Consider the following 17,976-nt stretch of genomic DNA (forward strand, 5'->3'; position numbering starts at 1 on the left):
TAAAAACCAGTTGCTTTTCCTTGGAAACTTCTACGAATACAATACTGGTAAGCTTTAAACACGTTTAATTAACATCTATCATTTTAAAGGCTACCTGTAATTTGTTTTACTAATTTATGCTGTGATCGATTAAATTTCAAACATTTAAATATGCCATTTTGCACATATCCTTATAGCTGTAATGCTGCTTCATCCGCAATAATCGTGACGTCATGATGGCGTTTCAGCACTGATGCTGGAAAGTCTTCGGACACTTCCCCATTCAACAGTCTGTGCAATGCTTTGGCTTTTTGTTCTCCAGACACTAATAAAATAATTTGTTTACTTTGTAAAATAGTCTCGATCCCCATTGTAATCGCTTGAGTAGGCACTTCTTTTATACTTTCAAAAAAGCGAGCGTTCGCCTCACGAGTTGAACGTTCCAAATCAACTACATGTGTTCTCGTGGAAAATGAGGTGCCTGGTTCATTAAAACCGATATGTCCATTATGACCTAGCCCTAAAATTTGTAAATCAATATGGCAAGCGTCTGCAATCAATTGCTCATAGCGTTGACATTCCTGCTCTAAATGACTTGCCATCCCATTTGGAATATGATTTTGTCCTTTTGTAAAATTCACCTGACTGAACAAATGATGATTCATATAATATCGATAACTTTTCGTATCATTTTCGCTTAAACCAACATACTCATCCAAATTAAACGTTTTTACATGTGAAAAGGAGACTACTTTCTGGTTGTATTTATCAATCATCATCTCATATAAACGTTCAGGCGTTGATCCAGTTGCAAGTCCAAGAACAGGAGAAGACAATGAATTCACTTTATTTATAATTAGTTCACATGCATGTTTGCTCAGTTCTTCGTGGTTTTTCATAACTACCAATTTCATTCATCTAACCTCCTTGTACACTATTTGTCCTTGACAGATCGTATAATGAATATTTAAATCATCATCTACTAATAAAATGTCTGCATCCTTACCTATATTTAAGCTTCCCTTGCGATTATCAAGGTTTAGTTGTTTAGCAGGATTGTAACTTGCCATTTTTATTAAGTCCTCGATCGCCGCACCTGTCATTTGACGAATATTTTTAATTGCATCAATCATTTTTAACACACTGCCAGCTAATGTTCCATCTGCTAATTTAGCTCTATTTTTATTAACCGTGACTCTTTGTCCACCTAAATCATATTGGCCTGGTTCAAGACCTTTTGCCCTGATAGCATCTGTAATCAGTATTAATCTGTCTGGTCCGATATTTTGATAAATGACTTTAATCATCTCTGGAGAAACATGAATTCCATCGGCAATTAATTCACTTCGTAACTCCTGCAGTAAAAATGCCGCACCAACTAGTCCAATATCTCGATGATGAAGTCCAGTCATCGCATTACATAGATGAGTCACTTGATTTACGCCAGCCTCGACGGCTTTTTTCATTATATTGAACCCTGCGTTTGTATGCCCTGCGGATATTTTTATTCCTTGATTAGATATAGTTTTTATAAAGATATGATCCTCGTCCTTCTCTGGTGCAAGCGTGATCGTTTTAATCTTATTTCCCGAAATGGATTGCCACTTGTTAAATAAATCTATTGACGGAGAAATTACAAACTCTTTTGGTTGAGCTCCTGCTTTACTTTTTTCAATAAAAGGCCCTTCTAAATGTACTCCTAGTAATTCAGCACTGTTCGGTCTATTATTATAAACTGCAATATTCGCTAAAGCTTTTTCAATGTTCTCTGGTGATTGTGTTATCGTTGTCGCCAAGAAGCTGGTTGTACCTTCTTCTGGTAATTTTTTTGCTATTTTCTCAAGTGAATCTTGTGTAGCATCCATCACATCGGCTCCGTGGGTTCCATGAATATGTCCGTCTATGAACCCTGGAATGGCTTGTAAACCGTTTCCATTTAATGTAAGTTCCTTTGGAATTTCCTCTTGAAGCTTGTTTCCTTTCTCAATCGCTTCAATTGTTTTTCCTTTTACGAGCAAACAGCCCTTTTCTATAACACCTGTTTCTGTATATAGTCGAACATTTTTGATGAGAAGGGTATGATCATTCAAGTCCTTCACTCCTTAATTGTTTTCTACTATTACCTTATAACATTTATTATCATTTCATTAAACAATAAAGACATTTAACAATTTCGTTATAGTAAGCAAGTAATTTTATAGTGTATATTTCTTACAAAAGAAAAAAAAGGCCTAACTCTAACCTTTGAATAGTTGTTAAGCCATCGTGGTAATAATAGTAAAAAACAAAAGGAGGAATACAGTGTTATATCCAACTTTTTTCTGCAGGGAATGCGGTAGAGACTTAACTGAAACGATCGAGAATACCAACCATAACGAGGATACTTGTGAAAGTTGTAAAGCGACTGAACACCCAGATCAATTCAAAGGGATAATGGGTCAGTCTGATTTATGGGGACGCGAATAATGCGTCTTTTTTATCGCTCTAACTCTAATAAAACTTGGAACTTACCTATCACTACAAACTATTTCTTACTGCATTAAGATGTGCTTTAGTTAACCTAAGCACTTGCCGTAAATCTGCACTTCGGAAAACTGCTACAACCTTTAAATGAACCTGCTTTCCCCATTCTTTCTACTAATGCACTCCCGCATTTAGGACAGATGTTATTTTGCACTTGGTGTTGAATTGTTTTTTGAGTGTCTTTAATCATTTTCACATGTTCCTTCTTTAACGCTCTGTCTTTATTGTTATTAAGTGCATTGAGTTGGTTTGTAATTTGTTGTTTTTGATAGTTTGAGAGGGTTTCTTCGTCGTACTTCCTAATTGTTTTTAGTAAATTGACGCTATAGACGACATCAGATGTAACGTTTACCTTTAAGGTAGCGTTAACCGAGAATACAACAATCGGTATGTAAGTAAGTTGACCAAAGTTGATCAGTGCATTTTCGAGTGCTTTAATATGACCGTAATTTTGCCGAAGTGGATTATAAAAGCGCTCCTTTCTTTTATAGATCACTTGTGTCCAATACTGGCTCTTTTCATCACCAAAAATCCAGCCTTTATAATTTTTCGTTTCAATGACAAATATCCCATAGTTTGAAACTATGACATGGTCTATCTGTGATGTTTTCCCTGCCACATTAAGGACGACATCATTGATCACCGTATATTTGTCTCGGTCCAATTGCGATAGAAAAGTAGCTATCGTCCTTTCGCCAAGGTATCCTTTAATTTGTGGTTTAAAGATAGCGTATAAAATGATTGCAAGGATTAGTACAGGAGCAAAAAATAATTCCAATTTCATCAACCCTTCATATTATTAAAATATAATCTAGTAAATTTAGATTAGTATAATTATACTAGTAATTAACTGTAATAAAAAGGTACTCTATGAAATATTATCCTTGTTTTCTCTCTCTGGATGGTTAATTAAGGAAAAAATAAAAACACCCCGTTATTCGATTTAGTGAACTTGTGAGCCCACATAACGAAACAGAGGTGTATCCTAAAATTTTGCTAAATGAGTAAGTTAAAATGATTTCTAACTTTTTATTTCCTTCCTGTTACCTATGGTGATTATGCAACCTTCTTACCTTCACCTCGACCATCGAATAATAATTGGTCCATTGAGTATAACTTACTTCCATTCAATGATAGATGAGCTGCAATGGCAAGTAGGACGAGATCATACGCATAACCATCGAGAAAACCAGCTGCTAGTTTTACTTTTATAATGGCGCCAAGCATGATTAATACGAAAATGGCTCCTACCAGACGCGTTCCTAATCCTAATATTAACGCAATTCCACCTGCAAATTCTGAGATTGCTACCACATAAGCAAGGAATCCTGGTAATCCAATACTATCAAACCACACTGCGGTATTTGCTATGCCACCTTGAATTTTTCCTGCACCATGGGCTAAAAAGACCACCCCTAAAATTACACGCAATATGAGTCCACCAATTTCCTGTTTATTTATCATATAAAGTCCTCCATATAAACTTATAATTTATATAGCACGATTACCCGAATTGCCATACACTGTGACTAAGATTTCCGTATCGATAACTTCGGTGTAATAAGCTCGCGGTTTGTTGTGAGTCAGCTGCACCCATCGCGTAAAAGATTGGGATGAAGTGTTCATTACCATAGGTCGGTACGGCCAGTTCGGCACCAGGTGCTACCGTTTCGTAGTCAAAGAGCGATTTTAGGTCCCATTTTTTCAAGTTATCTTCTAACCACTGGTCAAAACGAAGGGCCCATTCATCAGCTTCCCCATTATCTTTTCCGAAGTTTACTGCTCGTAAATTATGCACTGTTCCTCCGCTAGCGATAATTAACACGTCCTTCTCCCTAAGGCTAGCCAATGCTTTACCTACCTGATACTGTTCTTCAGGTGATAACTTTGGGTTTACTGACATTGAAATGACAGGGACATCTGCATTTGGGTACAGCAGCCTCAATACCACCCAAGCTCCATGATCTAATCCCCGATTAGTATCAACCTGAAAGGAAATTCCTTGTTTCTCAAACAACTCCTGTATATCTTTTGCTAATTCTGCATTACCCTTTGCTGGATATTGAATCCGATATATCTCTTCTGAAAATCCTCCAAAATCATAAATCGTACTATACGTATTAACATTACCCACCATTTGAACATTGGACTCCCAGTGTGCGGAAAATAATACAATCGCTGTTGGCCTTGGCAATGCGTCTCCTAACTCCTTTAAAAATTTCGTATATTCATTATTCTCAATCGCTAATAATGGTGCTCCGTGCGCAACAAATAAAGATGGTAACATAATTTTTTCCCCTTTCACTATTAACTATTAATATTTAATAGAATTTAGACTTGCTGATGCAATCTTTTAAATTTTTACTTGCCCCTTTAAACCCACCAAAGCTAAAGTAAACAAATAGAGATAAAATATTCATATAAGAAAACTTTTAGATAAAATAAAAAGCTCTTTTCTAAAAGAGTGTTGCTTTTAGCTATTGGACCGTAAACCAAGCGAAAGCTTGGTTCTTCACGCTTTCGTTTGTCAGAACAGCCAAATAAAAAGACCCGCTGATCATTTACAGTTTCCTAATATGGAAATTATTTATTTATAAGATAACAAGTTATTGTGTAGAATGTCAAACATAAATTTGCTAAGATAGAACTATATTTCCTATTTGAAAACTTTAGAGGTGAATAGATTGGATATAGGAACCAAAATTCGAGCGATACGAAATAGAAAAAAAATAACAATTGCACAAATGTGTGAAGGTACAGGGCTTTCAAAAGGTTTTATTAGTAATGTAGAAAATAACAATACATCACCATCCATCAATACATTATCAACGATAGCCGATTTTCTTAATGTTCCGTTACCTTATTTATTATTAGAAAAAAAGCAACATATGAAAGTAGTTAAAAAGGCAGAAAGGACGTACTCTACATACAATGACTTGAATATTCAGCATTTAACAAATAAAGGTGGCTTAAGAATGATGCTTGTAGAACTACCTCCTGGAACATCTATAGGTGAAGCGAATGCACATGAAGGAGAAGAATGTCATCTAGTATTGGAAGGAAAAGTACTCGCCGAACAAGGGGAAGACTCTATGGTCATTGAAGAAGGAGATACTTTCAGCTGGAACGCTAGTGTACCACATTTTGTTAAAAATGTGGGTGACGGAAAGGCAGTTATATTAATTGCAATCTATTCTGATACCGCCCTCAATGATCTATTGTAAATACCTACTATTACACATTTTGCAACTAACAAAGGCTCAATATAAAAAGAGCGCCAAATTTGTAAGGTTTGGCGCTCTTTTTTGTGCACTTTTGATGTCATTTTTAAATCTTACCCGGCTCTCCGTCCATTTACAACTTAATCAAGTTAAAATTTGTGTAAGTGATTTTAATATAATGTTGACTTATCGTCTGGTAAATAAGCTGCAAGAAATACATAAATAAGAAGATTAGCTGGGAGAAAAATAAAGATGAGTCTTATTGCAAAAGGTGATATCCCAAAATACTCTGCAATTCCACCACATACACCGAACAATACATTTTCTCTTGATGACTTTGTTAACCGACTCATTGCTGACCTCCTTAAAGACATTTAGAAAGACCTCTGTCACAAGAACATACTATCCTTACTTTGGAACGACAAAATTCGATATTAATCTGCTATCAAATTAATAGCACCCATTAGCAGTTTGATAGCAAAATGAAAAAGAAGTAAAATACTCTCTAACATTGTCACTTAATGTTTCATTGAGTATCTAATTGTTGACTGTAGGACATTACAGAACAATAAGTTACTTTTTCTTAAGGAATTGTATTCCTAAGCTAACAACCAAAACGATAACCGTATAAACAACTACCCAATTTATCAATGGAATATTCATAAAAATCATTAGTCCAAAGGAAATAACGAGAGTAACTAAAGGTGGTAAAAACCACTTTTTGAATAAGAATAATCCAATTATCGAAGTAACCAAAACAATCAAATGAAAGGTTAATGCATACATCTTTATTCCTCCTTAGTTAAAGGCAAAGCAAGTACAATTCCTAGTAAACAAGCAGACAACTTTTGTTGTCTGCTCGTTGTTCAGCCATATTGAAGTTATTTATTGAGCCGTATAACCGCCATCAACCATTAAGTTTTCACCTGTAATAAAGCTAGCATCATCTGACGCTAAAAATACAACAGCTTTAGCGATTTCTTCTGGTTTTCCTAATCTTCCTAGAGGATGGAGTGAGATTAAATGTTTTTTCATAGCGTCATCTACTTGATTTAACATCGGTGTATCAATATACCCTGGGCAGACTGAATTTACGCGAATATTGTTCTTTGCGTATTCAACAGCTAATCCTCTTGTTAAATTAACAACCCCACCTTTAGCTGCATTATAAGCAGCTGTTGAAGCCTGACCAACGTGACCAAGGATTGAAGCAGTATTGATAATACTTCCTCCGCCACCGTTTTCCTTCATCGCTCGGATTGCATGCTTAGCTGACAAGAACACACCATCTAAATTAATGGAAATTGTACGGTTCCAATCTTCCATTGACAGTTCATGAGATTTTCCCATGGAGCCAATTCCCGCATTACAGAACATAATATCTAATTTACCGAATTCATCGACTGCTCGTTTTACTACGGCTGCTACATGATCTTCATTGGTAACATCGACATGGTGATAAACGACTTTAGTTTCATCGTTAGTAAGTTCTTTTGCAAGTGTATTTCCTAATTCATCATTGATATCAGCAATCACTACAGAAGCTCCTTCGTTGACCATTTCTCTAACTGTATATTCGCCAATTCCACTTGAGCCACCTGTTACTATTGCCACTTTTCCAGTTAATCTGTTCATATCAATTTCCCCTCCTGAAATAAAGCTGTGCATCGTGTTTTTGTTAGTACTTTATCATTATAGTAAACCAAAATTTAGTTTTATGCCCTAATTATTGAAAACCTTTTCAAATTGTTAATATTTGCAATGTTTTTCCTCAAAATTCTTTTCATAAACTATAGTTTAAAGCGGTATTTTATATGTATAAGAAGACCAACCATTTTAATAGCTAATTTCTAAATACAGAAAGGTGGACAAAGTACCTTGTACTATGTTCCACCTTATCTACTAAATATTTTTTTAATACCTACTTATTTTTCTTTTCTAGTGCTGGAACTTCTTTTCTGACAACATCAAATAATCCTGAACCGATAATATCAAGGGCGGACTGCATTCGCTCAGTTGAGATATTATCAGCAATCGTGTCTTGCGGTGTGTGGTACACTTTTTCAATGTGGTATATAAGAGGGTCCCAGCTATCAATTCCCATCCAGATAAATAATGCTGCTGGAATACCTGCATTGTGGAATGGAACATGGTCACTTGATCCAAATCTACCTGGTAATATATCTGAGTTTCCTAGACGTGCCCCTGCTGCAACAGTAGAATCGGTAACCGTGTTTCTGCTACCATCAACCGTCATTGCGTAAAGATTTTCTGCTTTTTCATAACTCGTTGCTACCATATCAGGTACAAACACTGCTTCAATTTGATCCCTTTCTTCTTGAGAAAGTTGATTTACATAGTGTCTAGATCCAAGTAATCCACGCTCTTCAGATCCAAAAGCAATAAAGCGAACATCCTTATCTGTATTATAACCTTGATACACACGAGCTAGTTCTAGCATCAACCCTACACCTGAAGCATTATCATTTGCACCAGGTGCGCCTACAACACTATCGTGGTGAGCCCCTAAAATAACCGTCTTACCGTCATTGTTTCTATTTTTGGCTTTTTTTGTTGCAATAACATTTACGGATTGTAGGTTTGAATGGTGTTTGGCTGTTAAACTTACTTCTACGGGGCCGTTTGCTAATTTTTCTTTTAGCCATTCACCGTGGATATATGATGCACCGTATACTGGAACATCAACTGGTGTAGTTAAATTAGGATTGAACGTTTGTCCAAAGTTTCCGCGACTTCCAACCAAACTCTGAAGAATTACACCAACTGCTCCCTCTGCAACAGCATCATTAACTTGAGTTCTGTAGTCAGCTACCGTTGATGCTCTAGGTAATAATGCAATCTTTCCGTCTACATTTGAGAAGTCATTGTTTTCGACAGAAACAACTTCTGCAGTAACTGCTTCATCACTGATTTTTCCATTTGGGGCAGCCGCCAATTCCCATACTGTTCCATTATCAAATGAAACATTTGCAATAAACTGATCCCCTACTGGAAAATACTGATAGTCAACGTCGTAGCCAAAACTCTTAAACTCCTTTGCAATATAGTCAGCAGCTATATGTTCAGCCTCTAAACCACCTGGACGTGTTCCAATTTCCTCTGATAAGTAACGAACATGTTCAATAGCACGTTCCGCATTTACTCTAGCAACTACTTTTTGGTCTTGTGAATACCCCGATTTACCATTTGCCAAAACGTTTTCAAACCCTGCCGCATACCCTAATGACCCAAATGCAATGGAAACTGCCAACGTCGTACTTACAATACGTTTAACCAATTTTTTGTTTTTTACAACCATCTCAAGATCCCTCTCTTCACAAATAATAAAAATAATAAAATCTATTATTTCTCTATAAAACTACCATTCACCCCTTATGTATAAACTCACTCCTATTTTTTATATTACTAGAATTAATTTGGAAAATAAAGTTATTTATTTACAAATATTTCTACATAATTCTACTATCAGTTGAATGGAAAATTTCAGGGGAACAAACTTAGCAGCGTAAAAAGATGAGGAGTGGCTAGCCACTCCTCATCTTTTTACAAATAATAATAGATTAGTGCTAAGAAAGGGGGTGTAACTGAAGTTTAAATGTAGATAGTTCTAAGAACCAATACCCTGTATTAACCTTCGCCGTAAAACTCAACAACGTAAAAAAAGCCAAACTTTTTAACAAGATAATTTCTAAGCTCTCCTTGTGTAGCTTTTTCGATTGGCGGCTTCGTTAACGTGTATGCTCTAGCATTCATTTCATCATACTTTTCCTTATCGACTGTGTTATGATACTCATCATCAATAATTTCAGTAGTGAGGGCTGAGATTGGGTAACCTGTAACAAATACATACGTTCTTAAAGCTAAATTCGGAGTAGAATGTAATAAATAGATGAATGATATTATTACCATTCCGATTACGATCTTTTTTCTCATACTCATTCTCCTTAATGTTCTCTCACTTAAAATTCATCAGTTGTTGATTGAAAATCGTAATTGGGTGTAACTCCTTTTGTAGTAGATTGTGAGCGATTTGTTTTATTACTTTTGGTTCCCTTAATGCTTCTTCATGAAAGTTGCCAAGATCATTCACCTTAATCCATTGACTACCTGTGATCTCATCTTCTTCTAGTTCAAGAGAGCCACCTGTAATTTCTCCAGTAAAGTGAACTAAACAGACTTGATGGTTTGTAGCACTGATAAAATAATAAACACCTGTTGAAGCAGTCAAATTGACTTCAAAACCTGTTTCTTCTTTAACTTCCCTTCGTGCAGCATCCAGAGCATCCTCACCATTTTCAATACGCCCACCAGGAAAGTTCCATTTGCCAACAGCAGTCGGTTTATTTTCTTTAATAAGTAAAACTTCGTCATCTCTAAAGATGGTTACACTAACAGCTAAAACCTTTTCATTTTGCGACATCGATTTGCCCCTTAAATCTTTCATATAAAAATTTTAATCGAGATGTTATAGAAACTTAATACGATTAGTGGTGGCCTGCGTTTACTTAATTACTTAGACCAGTTAGTCAGCTTCTTTAATTTTTGATACCATTTCTTCTAATTCATCTTTGTTCAGTCCAACGTCTATGATGAGGTCATTAATTCTCATCGGCTCTCTAATTATTGGGGAGGAAATTAATTCTCCATCCACATAAAAATGAGTTTCTTCACCGAGGTGTGCTTTTGTAAAACGATAGACAAAATCTTTTTCGATAAAACGAACAGCCAGCGCATAGCGATCATTATCAGTTGGTACAACCTCAATTGACTCTATTTTAATATCATTTATATCAGCAATTAGTTTTCCGTCCTCACTACGAATTTCAAGGATCGCCGCTTCTTTCTTAGTTTCATCTTTGTATTCAAAATCAGATTTATCATTTTCAATAAGATTTTGCTCCCTGTCCTTTTCGTTTTCAACGATACGAGAAACCATAACGTAGAAATCTTCGTTTCCTTCGCTTTTGAAAAAATCAGGTATCTCTCCGTTCGCATACCGGTTCCAAATATATATAGTTCCGTTGTTATCTACTCTTAGGGTCGTATATATATTTTCAATCGAGTCATGAACAATCCCTAGTAAGTAACTGTTCGGTTCCCCAACCCCTATGTCGACCTGATTTTGATCACTCGGCACTACTTTCATTTCTTTTAAATCATTAATTAATCGGATCATGTCATCTTCATCAAAATAAAGGCTAAAACCTCCCACCCACGCATCAGGATGTTGATACCAATTAAACACAGTAAATTCTGCATCCTCAAGATCATTTATTTCACTAAAAATAAGGGGATCCTTTGAAGGTAAGGCTTGATTTGTATCCTGATTAAAGATTTTATTGAATGTAGGAACGAAAAGTATAAGCAAAAGTACGGCAACGGCCGCAAATGAGACATAGTATGCATACGGTTTGTTTTTGACAGGTTTCTTCTCTCGTTCATCAAGCTTTTCATTCATTTCGGTGTAAATAAGCTGCTGTTCTTTTTCAGAAAGATTCAGCTTTTTTTCTAACCCATCAAATCCCTTGTCCCACTCGTTCTCGTCGGAATGTTTCATCGTACATAACCCTCCTTTTCCAGTTGTTCTCTTAGACCTTTTAGGCCTCTCAATAAAGTGCTTTTTACTTTACTTTCGGGCCATTGCAAAACGCTGGCGGTTTCCTGTATAGAAAAGCCTTTTATTTTTCTTAAGATAATGACATCGCGATAGGATCTTTTCAAATGGCTTAATGCACGGTACAACTCTTGTTCTGCTTCATTTAACGTTACAATTTTTTCTGGTGATGCTTCATCTATCGTTATGTATGGGTTCTTATCAAATAAGTACGCAATCGGTTTGTCTTTTCGTATAAAATCGATCGTTATATTTCTGGCAATTCGGAACAGCCACCCCTTTGCGCTTCCCCCTTGAAACGAAGAATATTTATCAAAAGCTTGCAAAAATGTATCTTGCATAAAGTCCTTGGCTCGTTCATGATCACCGATCATGAATAACACATATTGATATATATCATTGTTGTAAGCAAGGTACCATTCATTCACTTGTTGTCTTATTTTTACATTCTCCAAAACTCCCTTTCCTTTCTAAGAGAAAATAACCTACACTCTATCAACGGATAACTTATAAAAAAGTTGCATTTTTTTGAAAAAAAGTTAAAAAAGCAAAAAACTTTGAAGTGTAGTTAGGATAAAATAAACCCAGCGCTCGAATTAGCGCTGGGAATAATGCTCACAGGAAATGCATGGGCTCCGTAACTTACAATACTTTGAACTACTCTTCATCTGATGTATTAATGATGATGATGTTCCTCAGCTGCCATCGCAATCTCTTTCGTTTCATGAACCGTGCCAAATGGATGCTGTGGCGGTGCATAAATCGAGTAAAGTTTTAGTGGAACATCCCCTGTATTTGTTAAATTATGCCATTTTCCTGCAGGTACAAAGATCGCATAGTCGGCAAATGCTCTTTGCTCAAAGTTTAAATTAAATTGGCTGTCACCCATTTGAACAAGCCCTTCACCTTGTTCAATTCGGATGAATTGGTCTAGGTCTGGATGCCTCTCTAACCCGATATCTTCCCCGACCGCAATGCTCATTAACGTAAGCTGCAGGTGCTTTCCAGTCCATAAAGCGGTACGGAACGTATTGTTTTGTGTTGTCACTTCTTCAATATCCACTACAAATGGTTGTGAACCGTAGTCTTTCAATTGACTTAGACTAGAACTAAAGCGTGAAACATTTTCACTAGTACATGCCTGCAAAAACGATTGACGAACTAGTGGGTGTTGTGTAAGTAAACTACTATTTTGGTATTCTTGATATCCGTCGACCTCTGCTGCATAAGCCTTTTGTAAACCTTCTCTATAGCTATTGAATGTCATTTTTTCAATTTGGTACACAGGCTGTGTTCCTGTAAGGTTCGTATAGATATTCGAGAACTGATTTAAATGACTTTTCTTTACTTCTAGAGCATGGAGCATCTCGTTTTTAAGTTCTTGATTTGGAGCCTCATGCGCTAATCGACTATAAAGGTCAATGGCAGAAGCTTCTCGTTTAATTCCAGAAAGAATGGCCTCAACGACTTGTTGATCATTTGCTTGATTGTTTGCTTGACCATTTCGAGACATATATCCTGCGTGATAACTTGGAGTACCAACATTAACGTAATAAGGATATGGATACATTTGCGGAACATAATACATGTTTTTCAATCCCTTCACAGTTTCTAACATCATCATATGTCTATGTTCAAAGAAGGTACTTCGTTCCACGTAATCCTTTTTATAAAATTACGGCTATTTTATTCAAGAACTATAGTTTGTGGAAAAATAGTTTCTTAAGCTACTATTACTACTACCTATAAAAATAAGGAGTTGTTCCTAAATAGAGAAACAACTCCTTGCATCATTTCATGCAATAAAAGTTAACCTTACCGATTTATTCCCGAAATAATCCTTGGACTGTAATTTCGACGCGACGGTTTTTCTGTCTTCCTTCTTCGTAATCAGAACCGTCAGGACGCGTATTACTGACCACTGGCTTTTCTTCACCAAAGCCTTCAGCAACGAAACGTGACTCGTCTAGGCCTTTATTAACAAATGCCTGTAAAACCGATTGGGCTCTTTGTTCAGATAATTGCTTGTTAAACGATGCTTCTCCAATGTGATCGGTATGACCGGCAATGTGCACTTCACCTTCTGAAGCTTCTATTACTTGTATCAGTTGTTCAATAACTTCATTCGCCTCATCTCGAAGTTGATGTGAACCAAAATCAAAGAGGATATTATCAGGCAACGTTAATGTGGTTAACTGGTCTTCAACGATTGCTTCAAATTCCGTCAATGTATCTAAAATTTCTTTTTCAACTTGTGATAGTTGAATTTCTCTTACAATGACTCTGCTCCTTGGCACTTGAGAAACATAGACTTTTGAATGTACGTTAGGTTCTGTGCTGTCTATTGAAGTGAAATCTTCTAGTGAATGAGTAGTGGTCTCTGCCTGTTCATCCTGAATGCTGGCGTTGACTGGCTCATCTTCTGAATGAACTGTTTGGTCATTGGAGCAGGAAATCATGAGTAAAATTAAAAGAAACAACCCTAAAATATGATAATTCGTTATTGTTTTCATAAATTTAACCACCTCTAGTCTTGGAGGTTATTATATTCGAAGGTAAAAGATGGAAAATCGGTCGAGTCTCTATCCTCATAACCATTTGGATTAATGATTAGTTTAAGAGATGTCGCTTGCTCTTTAATTCTGCCACCAAAAATAAGTGAGCCTGATAATCGTTCTCCAATTTTTATTTCTAAATTATAATTGTCTTCAGGCGGCAAGAAAGGATAGGTTACTCCTGTGTCATCTTGTAAAACTAGAGCATTCTTTCCTCCCCATGACAGGTAAACATTATTATTTGCCCCGTTAATAGCTTGTATATCAATTGTTATGAATTCTTCTCCCAAATGAATGCTTTCTATTGTCAAGACCGTACCGTTATTATGTATAAATTGTTCATCGATCTCAATCGTTCTAGGTAGTTCTGATTTTACAGGATCTACTTTTTCTTCAATTTCTATGTCTTCATTATGAGACTCTTCATTCGTAGGTTCTACATTACTAGGTTCTTCATCAGAAATGACCTCTTGTTCAACCGATGTCTCATTCTCAGTTGCCGTAACTTCTTCTTGTGGGGATGAATTGCTGCAAGCTGAAAGGAATGCTATGGATGCTAAACAGACAACCATGTTTTTTTGAAATCTCTTGCTTAGTACCTTTTTACCTACTCTTGATGATTTTTTCTTCACGTTATTTGCTCCTTTTTCTTTACATTACAATACGTTAGTTTTACATCACTTTTCCCTATTTTTGATAATTTCACCATAAAATTATAGTGTTAAAGTCTAACAGATAAAAGGGTAAAAAGGTATAGTGCTTTACACATGTTAACTCTTTAACAGTGCTATAAAAAAAGGATCACTAGGTCTTTTATCTAGTGAACTCTTCTTTTTTTTAATACTATTAATATTCTTGAAGGTTCCGCTATTTTAAACTCCTTAACCTTGCCACAACTAACTCATGTTTAAAATTAACATAATAACTACTACAATTGCATAAACAACGAAGAACCATCCAGCCCCTTTTAAAATAAGGCGGCCGTAATACTTTTTCCAAAACTCATTAGATCTAGTATGGGTCTCGGTCGTCACTGGTTGAGCCATCGCTTTTACATCAATCGGTGATTTCATTAGTTCATATAACTCACGGCATTCAGAACAGCTACCTAGGTGTTCCCTTACTACTTTATTAGTTTCTGGGCAGCAGTCACCTTCTACATAAAGTGGCAATAGATCTCTAATTAAGCTACACTTCATTTATATCATCCTTTGGTCTACATAAGTGCTTACGAAGCTCCAGCTTTGCACGGTGTATGTTTGTTTTTACCTTTGAAAGCTTCCATCCAACAATTTCTGCAATTTCATCATATGACAGTTCCTGGTATTCTCGTAAAATCAACACAGTCTGATAATCTTCTTTTAAAGAATAGATGGCTGATAATAGTTGCGCTTGCTCTGCTTTTGCGGTAACGACATCTTCTGGATTTTTGTATGTTTTTTGTTCTAAAGAGAATGTTTCCTCAATGGGATGCTGGCTATATTTTGTTTCACGTCGATACCAGTTTATGAAGGTATGATGCGCTATGGTGTACAGCCAAGTTCGTACACTTGATTTTTCTTTAAAAGAAGCTAACCCATTAAATGCTTTTAAAAAAGTATCTTGAGCAAGATCTTGGGCTAACTCTTTTTGTCTCGTACGTTGATATAGGTAACGAAAGATTTCTTCGTAATAAAGAGCATATAAGTCCTCTAATGTTCTCCAGTCACTCATTTACCACAAGTACCAAATGGACATCCAAATGGCGAGAAGGAGGAAAAGGCTGTATAGCAGCATCGTCATTACGCGAATTCCCCAAATTTTCTCGCTGTCCTCTTGAAGGACTGGACTTCCTTCGTTTTCCTTTCCTATTTTTTGACGACAATCGGCACAGACTGCCTTGTGCTCCATCATCCATTGTTTCGTTTCATCCTCCACTTCCTCTTCGATATACAAATCATACAAATCTTGAAATATAGCACACGCATCCTTTTTATTCATAAAGAGAGACCCACTCTTTCGTTTCAATATCTACTAAGTAGAGACGATGCTCTGCTTTTTTATACGGCTGGATCACTAGTAACCAAGCCACTCTTATTTGATCATTTTCATCAATAACATGGGTTAATCTTGCTCTTGTTGCATAAGGTGTATAATCGATAGAAGTTGCAACAGCGTCATAAGCTTGTTGTCTAGAGGCCACTTTAACACTCGTATTCGGTTGGTTAAAATAATCGATGTTCTTGGAATAAGTAAAAAGAGGTTCACCATCTGTATAGCCAAATTGATGAACAAAAGCAAGTTTCATACCCTCTTGTTCTTGTTCTCTCCATTCCCAAAAATTCGAGATGGGCTCTCGCTTCCAGTCATCGATTTGAACTTCCTTCCAAGCTAAGACTTTATATTCGAGTTCATTAAAGTCGATGTTTTCGTAGTCAGCTAAGTCTCCACCAAAATACAAAATTTCTCCCGTACGACCATCCAGTTGAATCGTATGGTGATTAATAGTCGAAATGTTAATATCGATCGTTCGGTTACTATATCCATACACTACATTATCGACTACGTATTGAGGTATCTCTTCACCTAACAGTTCGTACCATTCTTGTAAAACTAACTCAACTTCCGCAGACGTTATTAATACATCTTTTAACGTTTCAACGGGATATAAGTTTAAACGTTCATGAAATTGTACGAGAGATTCCTTTTCCCACGTAAAAGTAGTTGTCATCCAAACATCCAAGATGGACCCATCATCATACTTGGGAACCATTTCCACATGAACACGGTTTTCTTCTTCTGTAACAGTGGTGTGAATTTGATCATCATCTAGCAATGTTCTCCCCATTCGTTCTAGCAGTTGTTTGGAGCGAACAACATACTCTTGGGCAGAAAGCATCTCGCCATCAGGTTCGGTGTGACGATGAACATTCATGACCTCTCCTGACACCCCGTCAATATCAACAAGATAGTTTTTTGACCTTAACCAATAACGATTATGAAAATCTTGGGTTTCAGGTTGACGAAATGAAAATTGCTCTTCATTCGTAATTTTCATCGCTAACGCCTTCGCTTCTTCGATTTGAATTAAATTAGTAGTTTCAAAATATCGTAACCTTAATTCCGCATCGGTCGAAGCAAGCGCCACATCTGCCGCATTATAAAGTGGGTTACTTAAGACAAGGAACAAAATAGCCATCGTCACTATAAAGGGCTGTTTCAACCTTTCAAGTACCTGTAACGAACTTCTATTTATAAGATGATATGTCATTAATAGTCCTAAGAAAATTATAAGATTGGATACTTCCATCATATCTATAAAACCAAACAAGTAAAACATTAACGAGCAGGTAGCGACAATTGCATAAAAGGGAATTAGTGTTTTCCAGCGAAACTCCCAATAATTAAGAAAAAATAAATATAGGCTTGCAACAATAATTGATAGGATGATAGTAAATCCAACTATATCAATAAGAACTACTTCTCCTTTGATAGCATAAACGAAAAAGCTAGTTAAGAGCTGCAATGGAGGTAGCGTCAGAACGGCGATATCAAAGGTGTAAAAAACGCCCTTGTTCATCTTTTGCTTCAGTGTAATCATATAATAAAACCCGACAACTATAATGTAACCGAAAAATAAAAAGTGTAGAAACTGCCGTAAAGATGGCTGCCGATCGTAAAAAACAGTCGTAATTTCCGTTATACTAACTTGATGAAGCATTTCGATTGATAATCCGATTAGTAAAACAAAGCGCACAATAAACCCTACGTAGATTGCTGCCTTTTCACCATTCCATTTTCCTAGAAAAAACGTCACTATACCATAAACGGCTAATGCTGTTAGCGTCCATTGGATGATAAATTTGCTAAAATGACTTAATAGAAAATAATTTTCAATATGCAAAACAAACCTGCTAATGATCTCCATTACTAAACACCTTCTTTAATTTTCTATGAGCTCACACTGTATAGACAATCGAAAAGGAGTAAAGTTTCAAAACGTGGAGATATTTTTTAAAAATCTCCAAAATAAAAAGCAAATTAAATTCGTTAAAACACAAAAAAACTTGCCTTGACAAAAAAA

The 17,976-nt window shown here is 36.2% G+C and carries 22 protein-coding genes; 2 read left to right on the forward strand and 20 right to left on the reverse strand.

All coding sequences use genetic code 11. The features are described from left to right. Positions 1-170: 170 nt before the first annotated feature. Positions 171-893: a glucosamine-6-phosphate deaminase gene (gene nagB / locus GKP30_RS00110; protein WP_216827355.1), complete on the reverse strand. Its 723-nt coding sequence runs from the start codon at positions 891-893 to the stop codon at positions 171-173. Then, positions 894-2,069, reverse strand: a complete 1,176-nt coding sequence (gene nagA / locus GKP30_RS00115) for an N-acetylglucosamine-6-phosphate deacetylase (protein ID WP_216827356.1) — start codon at positions 2,067-2,069, stop codon at positions 894-896. Positions 2,070-2,280: 211 nt separating this feature from the next. Between nagA and GKP30_RS00120 the strand changes: the two genes are divergently transcribed. Beyond that, complete coding sequence (locus tag GKP30_RS00120; RefSeq protein ID WP_216827357.1) at positions 2,281-2,445, forward strand: hypothetical protein; 165 nt, start codon at positions 2,281-2,283, stop codon at positions 2,443-2,445. Between the two features lie 94 nt (positions 2,446-2,539). Here GKP30_RS00120 and GKP30_RS00125 read toward each other — a convergent pair whose 3' ends face one another. From GKP30_RS00125 to GKP30_RS00135, 3 genes are all read right to left on the reverse strand, one after another. Beyond that, on the reverse strand, positions 2,540-3,280 hold the full coding sequence (locus tag GKP30_RS00125; RefSeq protein WP_407928572.1) for an NERD domain-containing protein: 741 nt from the start codon (positions 3,278-3,280) through the stop codon (positions 2,540-2,542). 278 nt (positions 3,281-3,558) lie between these two features. Beyond that, entirely contained in the window at positions 3,559-3,966 is a 408-nt protein-coding gene (locus GKP30_RS00130) for a DoxX family protein (protein ID WP_216827359.1), read from the reverse strand. Positions 3,967-4,006: 40 nt separating this feature from the next. Further along, a complete protein-coding gene (locus GKP30_RS00135; protein ID WP_216827360.1) occupies positions 4,007-4,789 on the reverse strand; it encodes a dioxygenase family protein in 783 nt (260 codons plus the stop codon). A 397-nt stretch (positions 4,790-5,186) separates the two neighbouring features. On the opposite strand from GKP30_RS00135, the gene GKP30_RS00140 reads away from it, so the two are divergent. After that, on the forward strand, positions 5,187-5,726 hold the full coding sequence (locus GKP30_RS00140; RefSeq protein WP_216827361.1) for a helix-turn-helix domain-containing protein: 540 nt from the start codon (positions 5,187-5,189) through the stop codon (positions 5,724-5,726). Between the two features lie 167 nt (positions 5,727-5,893). Here GKP30_RS00140 and GKP30_RS00145 read toward each other — a convergent pair whose 3' ends face one another. The 15 genes from GKP30_RS00145 to GKP30_RS00215 form a co-directional block, all read right to left on the reverse strand. Beyond that, positions 5,894-6,076 (reverse strand): PspC domain-containing protein, encoded by a 183-nt coding sequence (locus tag GKP30_RS00145; protein WP_216827362.1) that lies wholly within the window; start codon positions 6,074-6,076, stop codon positions 5,894-5,896. A 220-nt stretch (positions 6,077-6,296) separates the two neighbouring features. Next, the gene (locus GKP30_RS00150) at positions 6,297-6,509 is read right to left on the reverse strand and encodes a DUF2651 family protein (RefSeq protein WP_216827363.1); all 213 of its coding nucleotides are present in this window, start codon (positions 6,507-6,509) and stop codon (positions 6,297-6,299) included. 99 nt (positions 6,510-6,608) lie between these two features. Then, entirely contained in the window at positions 6,609-7,358 is a 750-nt protein-coding gene (locus GKP30_RS00155; protein WP_216827364.1) for an SDR family NAD(P)-dependent oxidoreductase, read from the reverse strand. Positions 7,359-7,644: 286 nt separating this feature from the next. Then, the gene (locus GKP30_RS00160) at positions 7,645-9,042 is read right to left on the reverse strand and encodes a M20/M25/M40 family metallo-hydrolase (RefSeq protein WP_216827365.1); all 1,398 of its coding nucleotides are present in this window, start codon (positions 9,040-9,042) and stop codon (positions 7,645-7,647) included. A 329-nt stretch (positions 9,043-9,371) separates the two neighbouring features. After that, entirely contained in the window at positions 9,372-9,677 is a 306-nt protein-coding gene (locus GKP30_RS00165) for a hypothetical protein (RefSeq protein WP_216827366.1), read from the reverse strand. A gap of 22 nt (positions 9,678-9,699) precedes the next feature. Further along, the gene (locus tag GKP30_RS00170) at positions 9,700-10,164 is read right to left on the reverse strand and encodes an NUDIX hydrolase (protein ID WP_216827367.1); all 465 of its coding nucleotides are present in this window, start codon (positions 10,162-10,164) and stop codon (positions 9,700-9,702) included. Positions 10,165-10,266: 102 nt separating this feature from the next. After that, on the reverse strand, positions 10,267-11,301 hold the full coding sequence (locus GKP30_RS00175) for a hypothetical protein (protein ID WP_216827368.1): 1,035 nt from the start codon (positions 11,299-11,301) through the stop codon (positions 10,267-10,269). Next, positions 11,298-11,813: an RNA polymerase sigma factor gene (locus GKP30_RS00180; RefSeq protein WP_236034834.1), complete on the reverse strand. Its 516-nt coding sequence runs from the start codon at positions 11,811-11,813 to the stop codon at positions 11,298-11,300. The genes GKP30_RS00175 and GKP30_RS00180 overlap by 4 nt, the downstream gene beginning before the upstream one ends. Before the next feature lie 221 nt (positions 11,814-12,034). Continuing rightward, positions 12,035-12,946, reverse strand: coding sequence for a cupin domain-containing protein (locus GKP30_RS00185; RefSeq protein WP_216827369.1), 912 nt, complete (start codon positions 12,944-12,946; stop codon positions 12,035-12,037). Between the two features lie 235 nt (positions 12,947-13,181). Beyond that, positions 13,182-13,871 carry an OmpA family protein gene (locus GKP30_RS00190; protein ID WP_216827370.1) on the reverse strand — a complete coding sequence of 230 codons (690 nt, stop codon included), beginning with the start codon at positions 13,869-13,871 and terminating at the stop codon, positions 13,182-13,184. 14 nt (positions 13,872-13,885) lie between these two features. Then, positions 13,886-14,545, reverse strand: a complete 660-nt coding sequence (locus tag GKP30_RS00195) for a hypothetical protein (RefSeq protein ID WP_216827371.1) — start codon at positions 14,543-14,545, stop codon at positions 13,886-13,888. Positions 14,546-14,809: 264 nt separating this feature from the next. Beyond that, on the reverse strand, positions 14,810-15,112 hold the full coding sequence (locus GKP30_RS00200; protein ID WP_216827372.1) for an anti-sigma factor family protein: 303 nt from the start codon (positions 15,110-15,112) through the stop codon (positions 14,810-14,812). Further along, positions 15,102-15,626 carry an RNA polymerase sigma factor gene (locus tag GKP30_RS00205; protein WP_216827373.1) on the reverse strand — a complete coding sequence of 175 codons (525 nt, stop codon included), beginning with the start codon at positions 15,624-15,626 and terminating at the stop codon, positions 15,102-15,104. Before GKP30_RS00205 ends, GKP30_RS00200 begins: the two co-directional genes overlap by 11 nt. Further along, the gene (locus tag GKP30_RS00210) at positions 15,627-15,893 is read right to left on the reverse strand and encodes a zf-HC2 domain-containing protein (protein ID WP_216827374.1); all 267 of its coding nucleotides are present in this window, start codon (positions 15,891-15,893) and stop codon (positions 15,627-15,629) included. Then, on the reverse strand, positions 15,886-17,820 hold the full coding sequence (locus GKP30_RS00215) for a hypothetical protein (protein WP_216827375.1): 1,935 nt from the start codon (positions 17,818-17,820) through the stop codon (positions 15,886-15,888). Before GKP30_RS00215 ends, GKP30_RS00210 begins: the two co-directional genes overlap by 8 nt. Between the last annotated feature and the right edge of the window lie 156 nt (positions 17,821-17,976).

This window comes from Alkalihalobacterium elongatum, from assembly GCF_019024285.1.
GTDB lineage: Bacteria > Bacillota > Bacilli > Bacillales > Bacillaceae_F > Alkalihalobacterium > Alkalihalobacterium elongatum.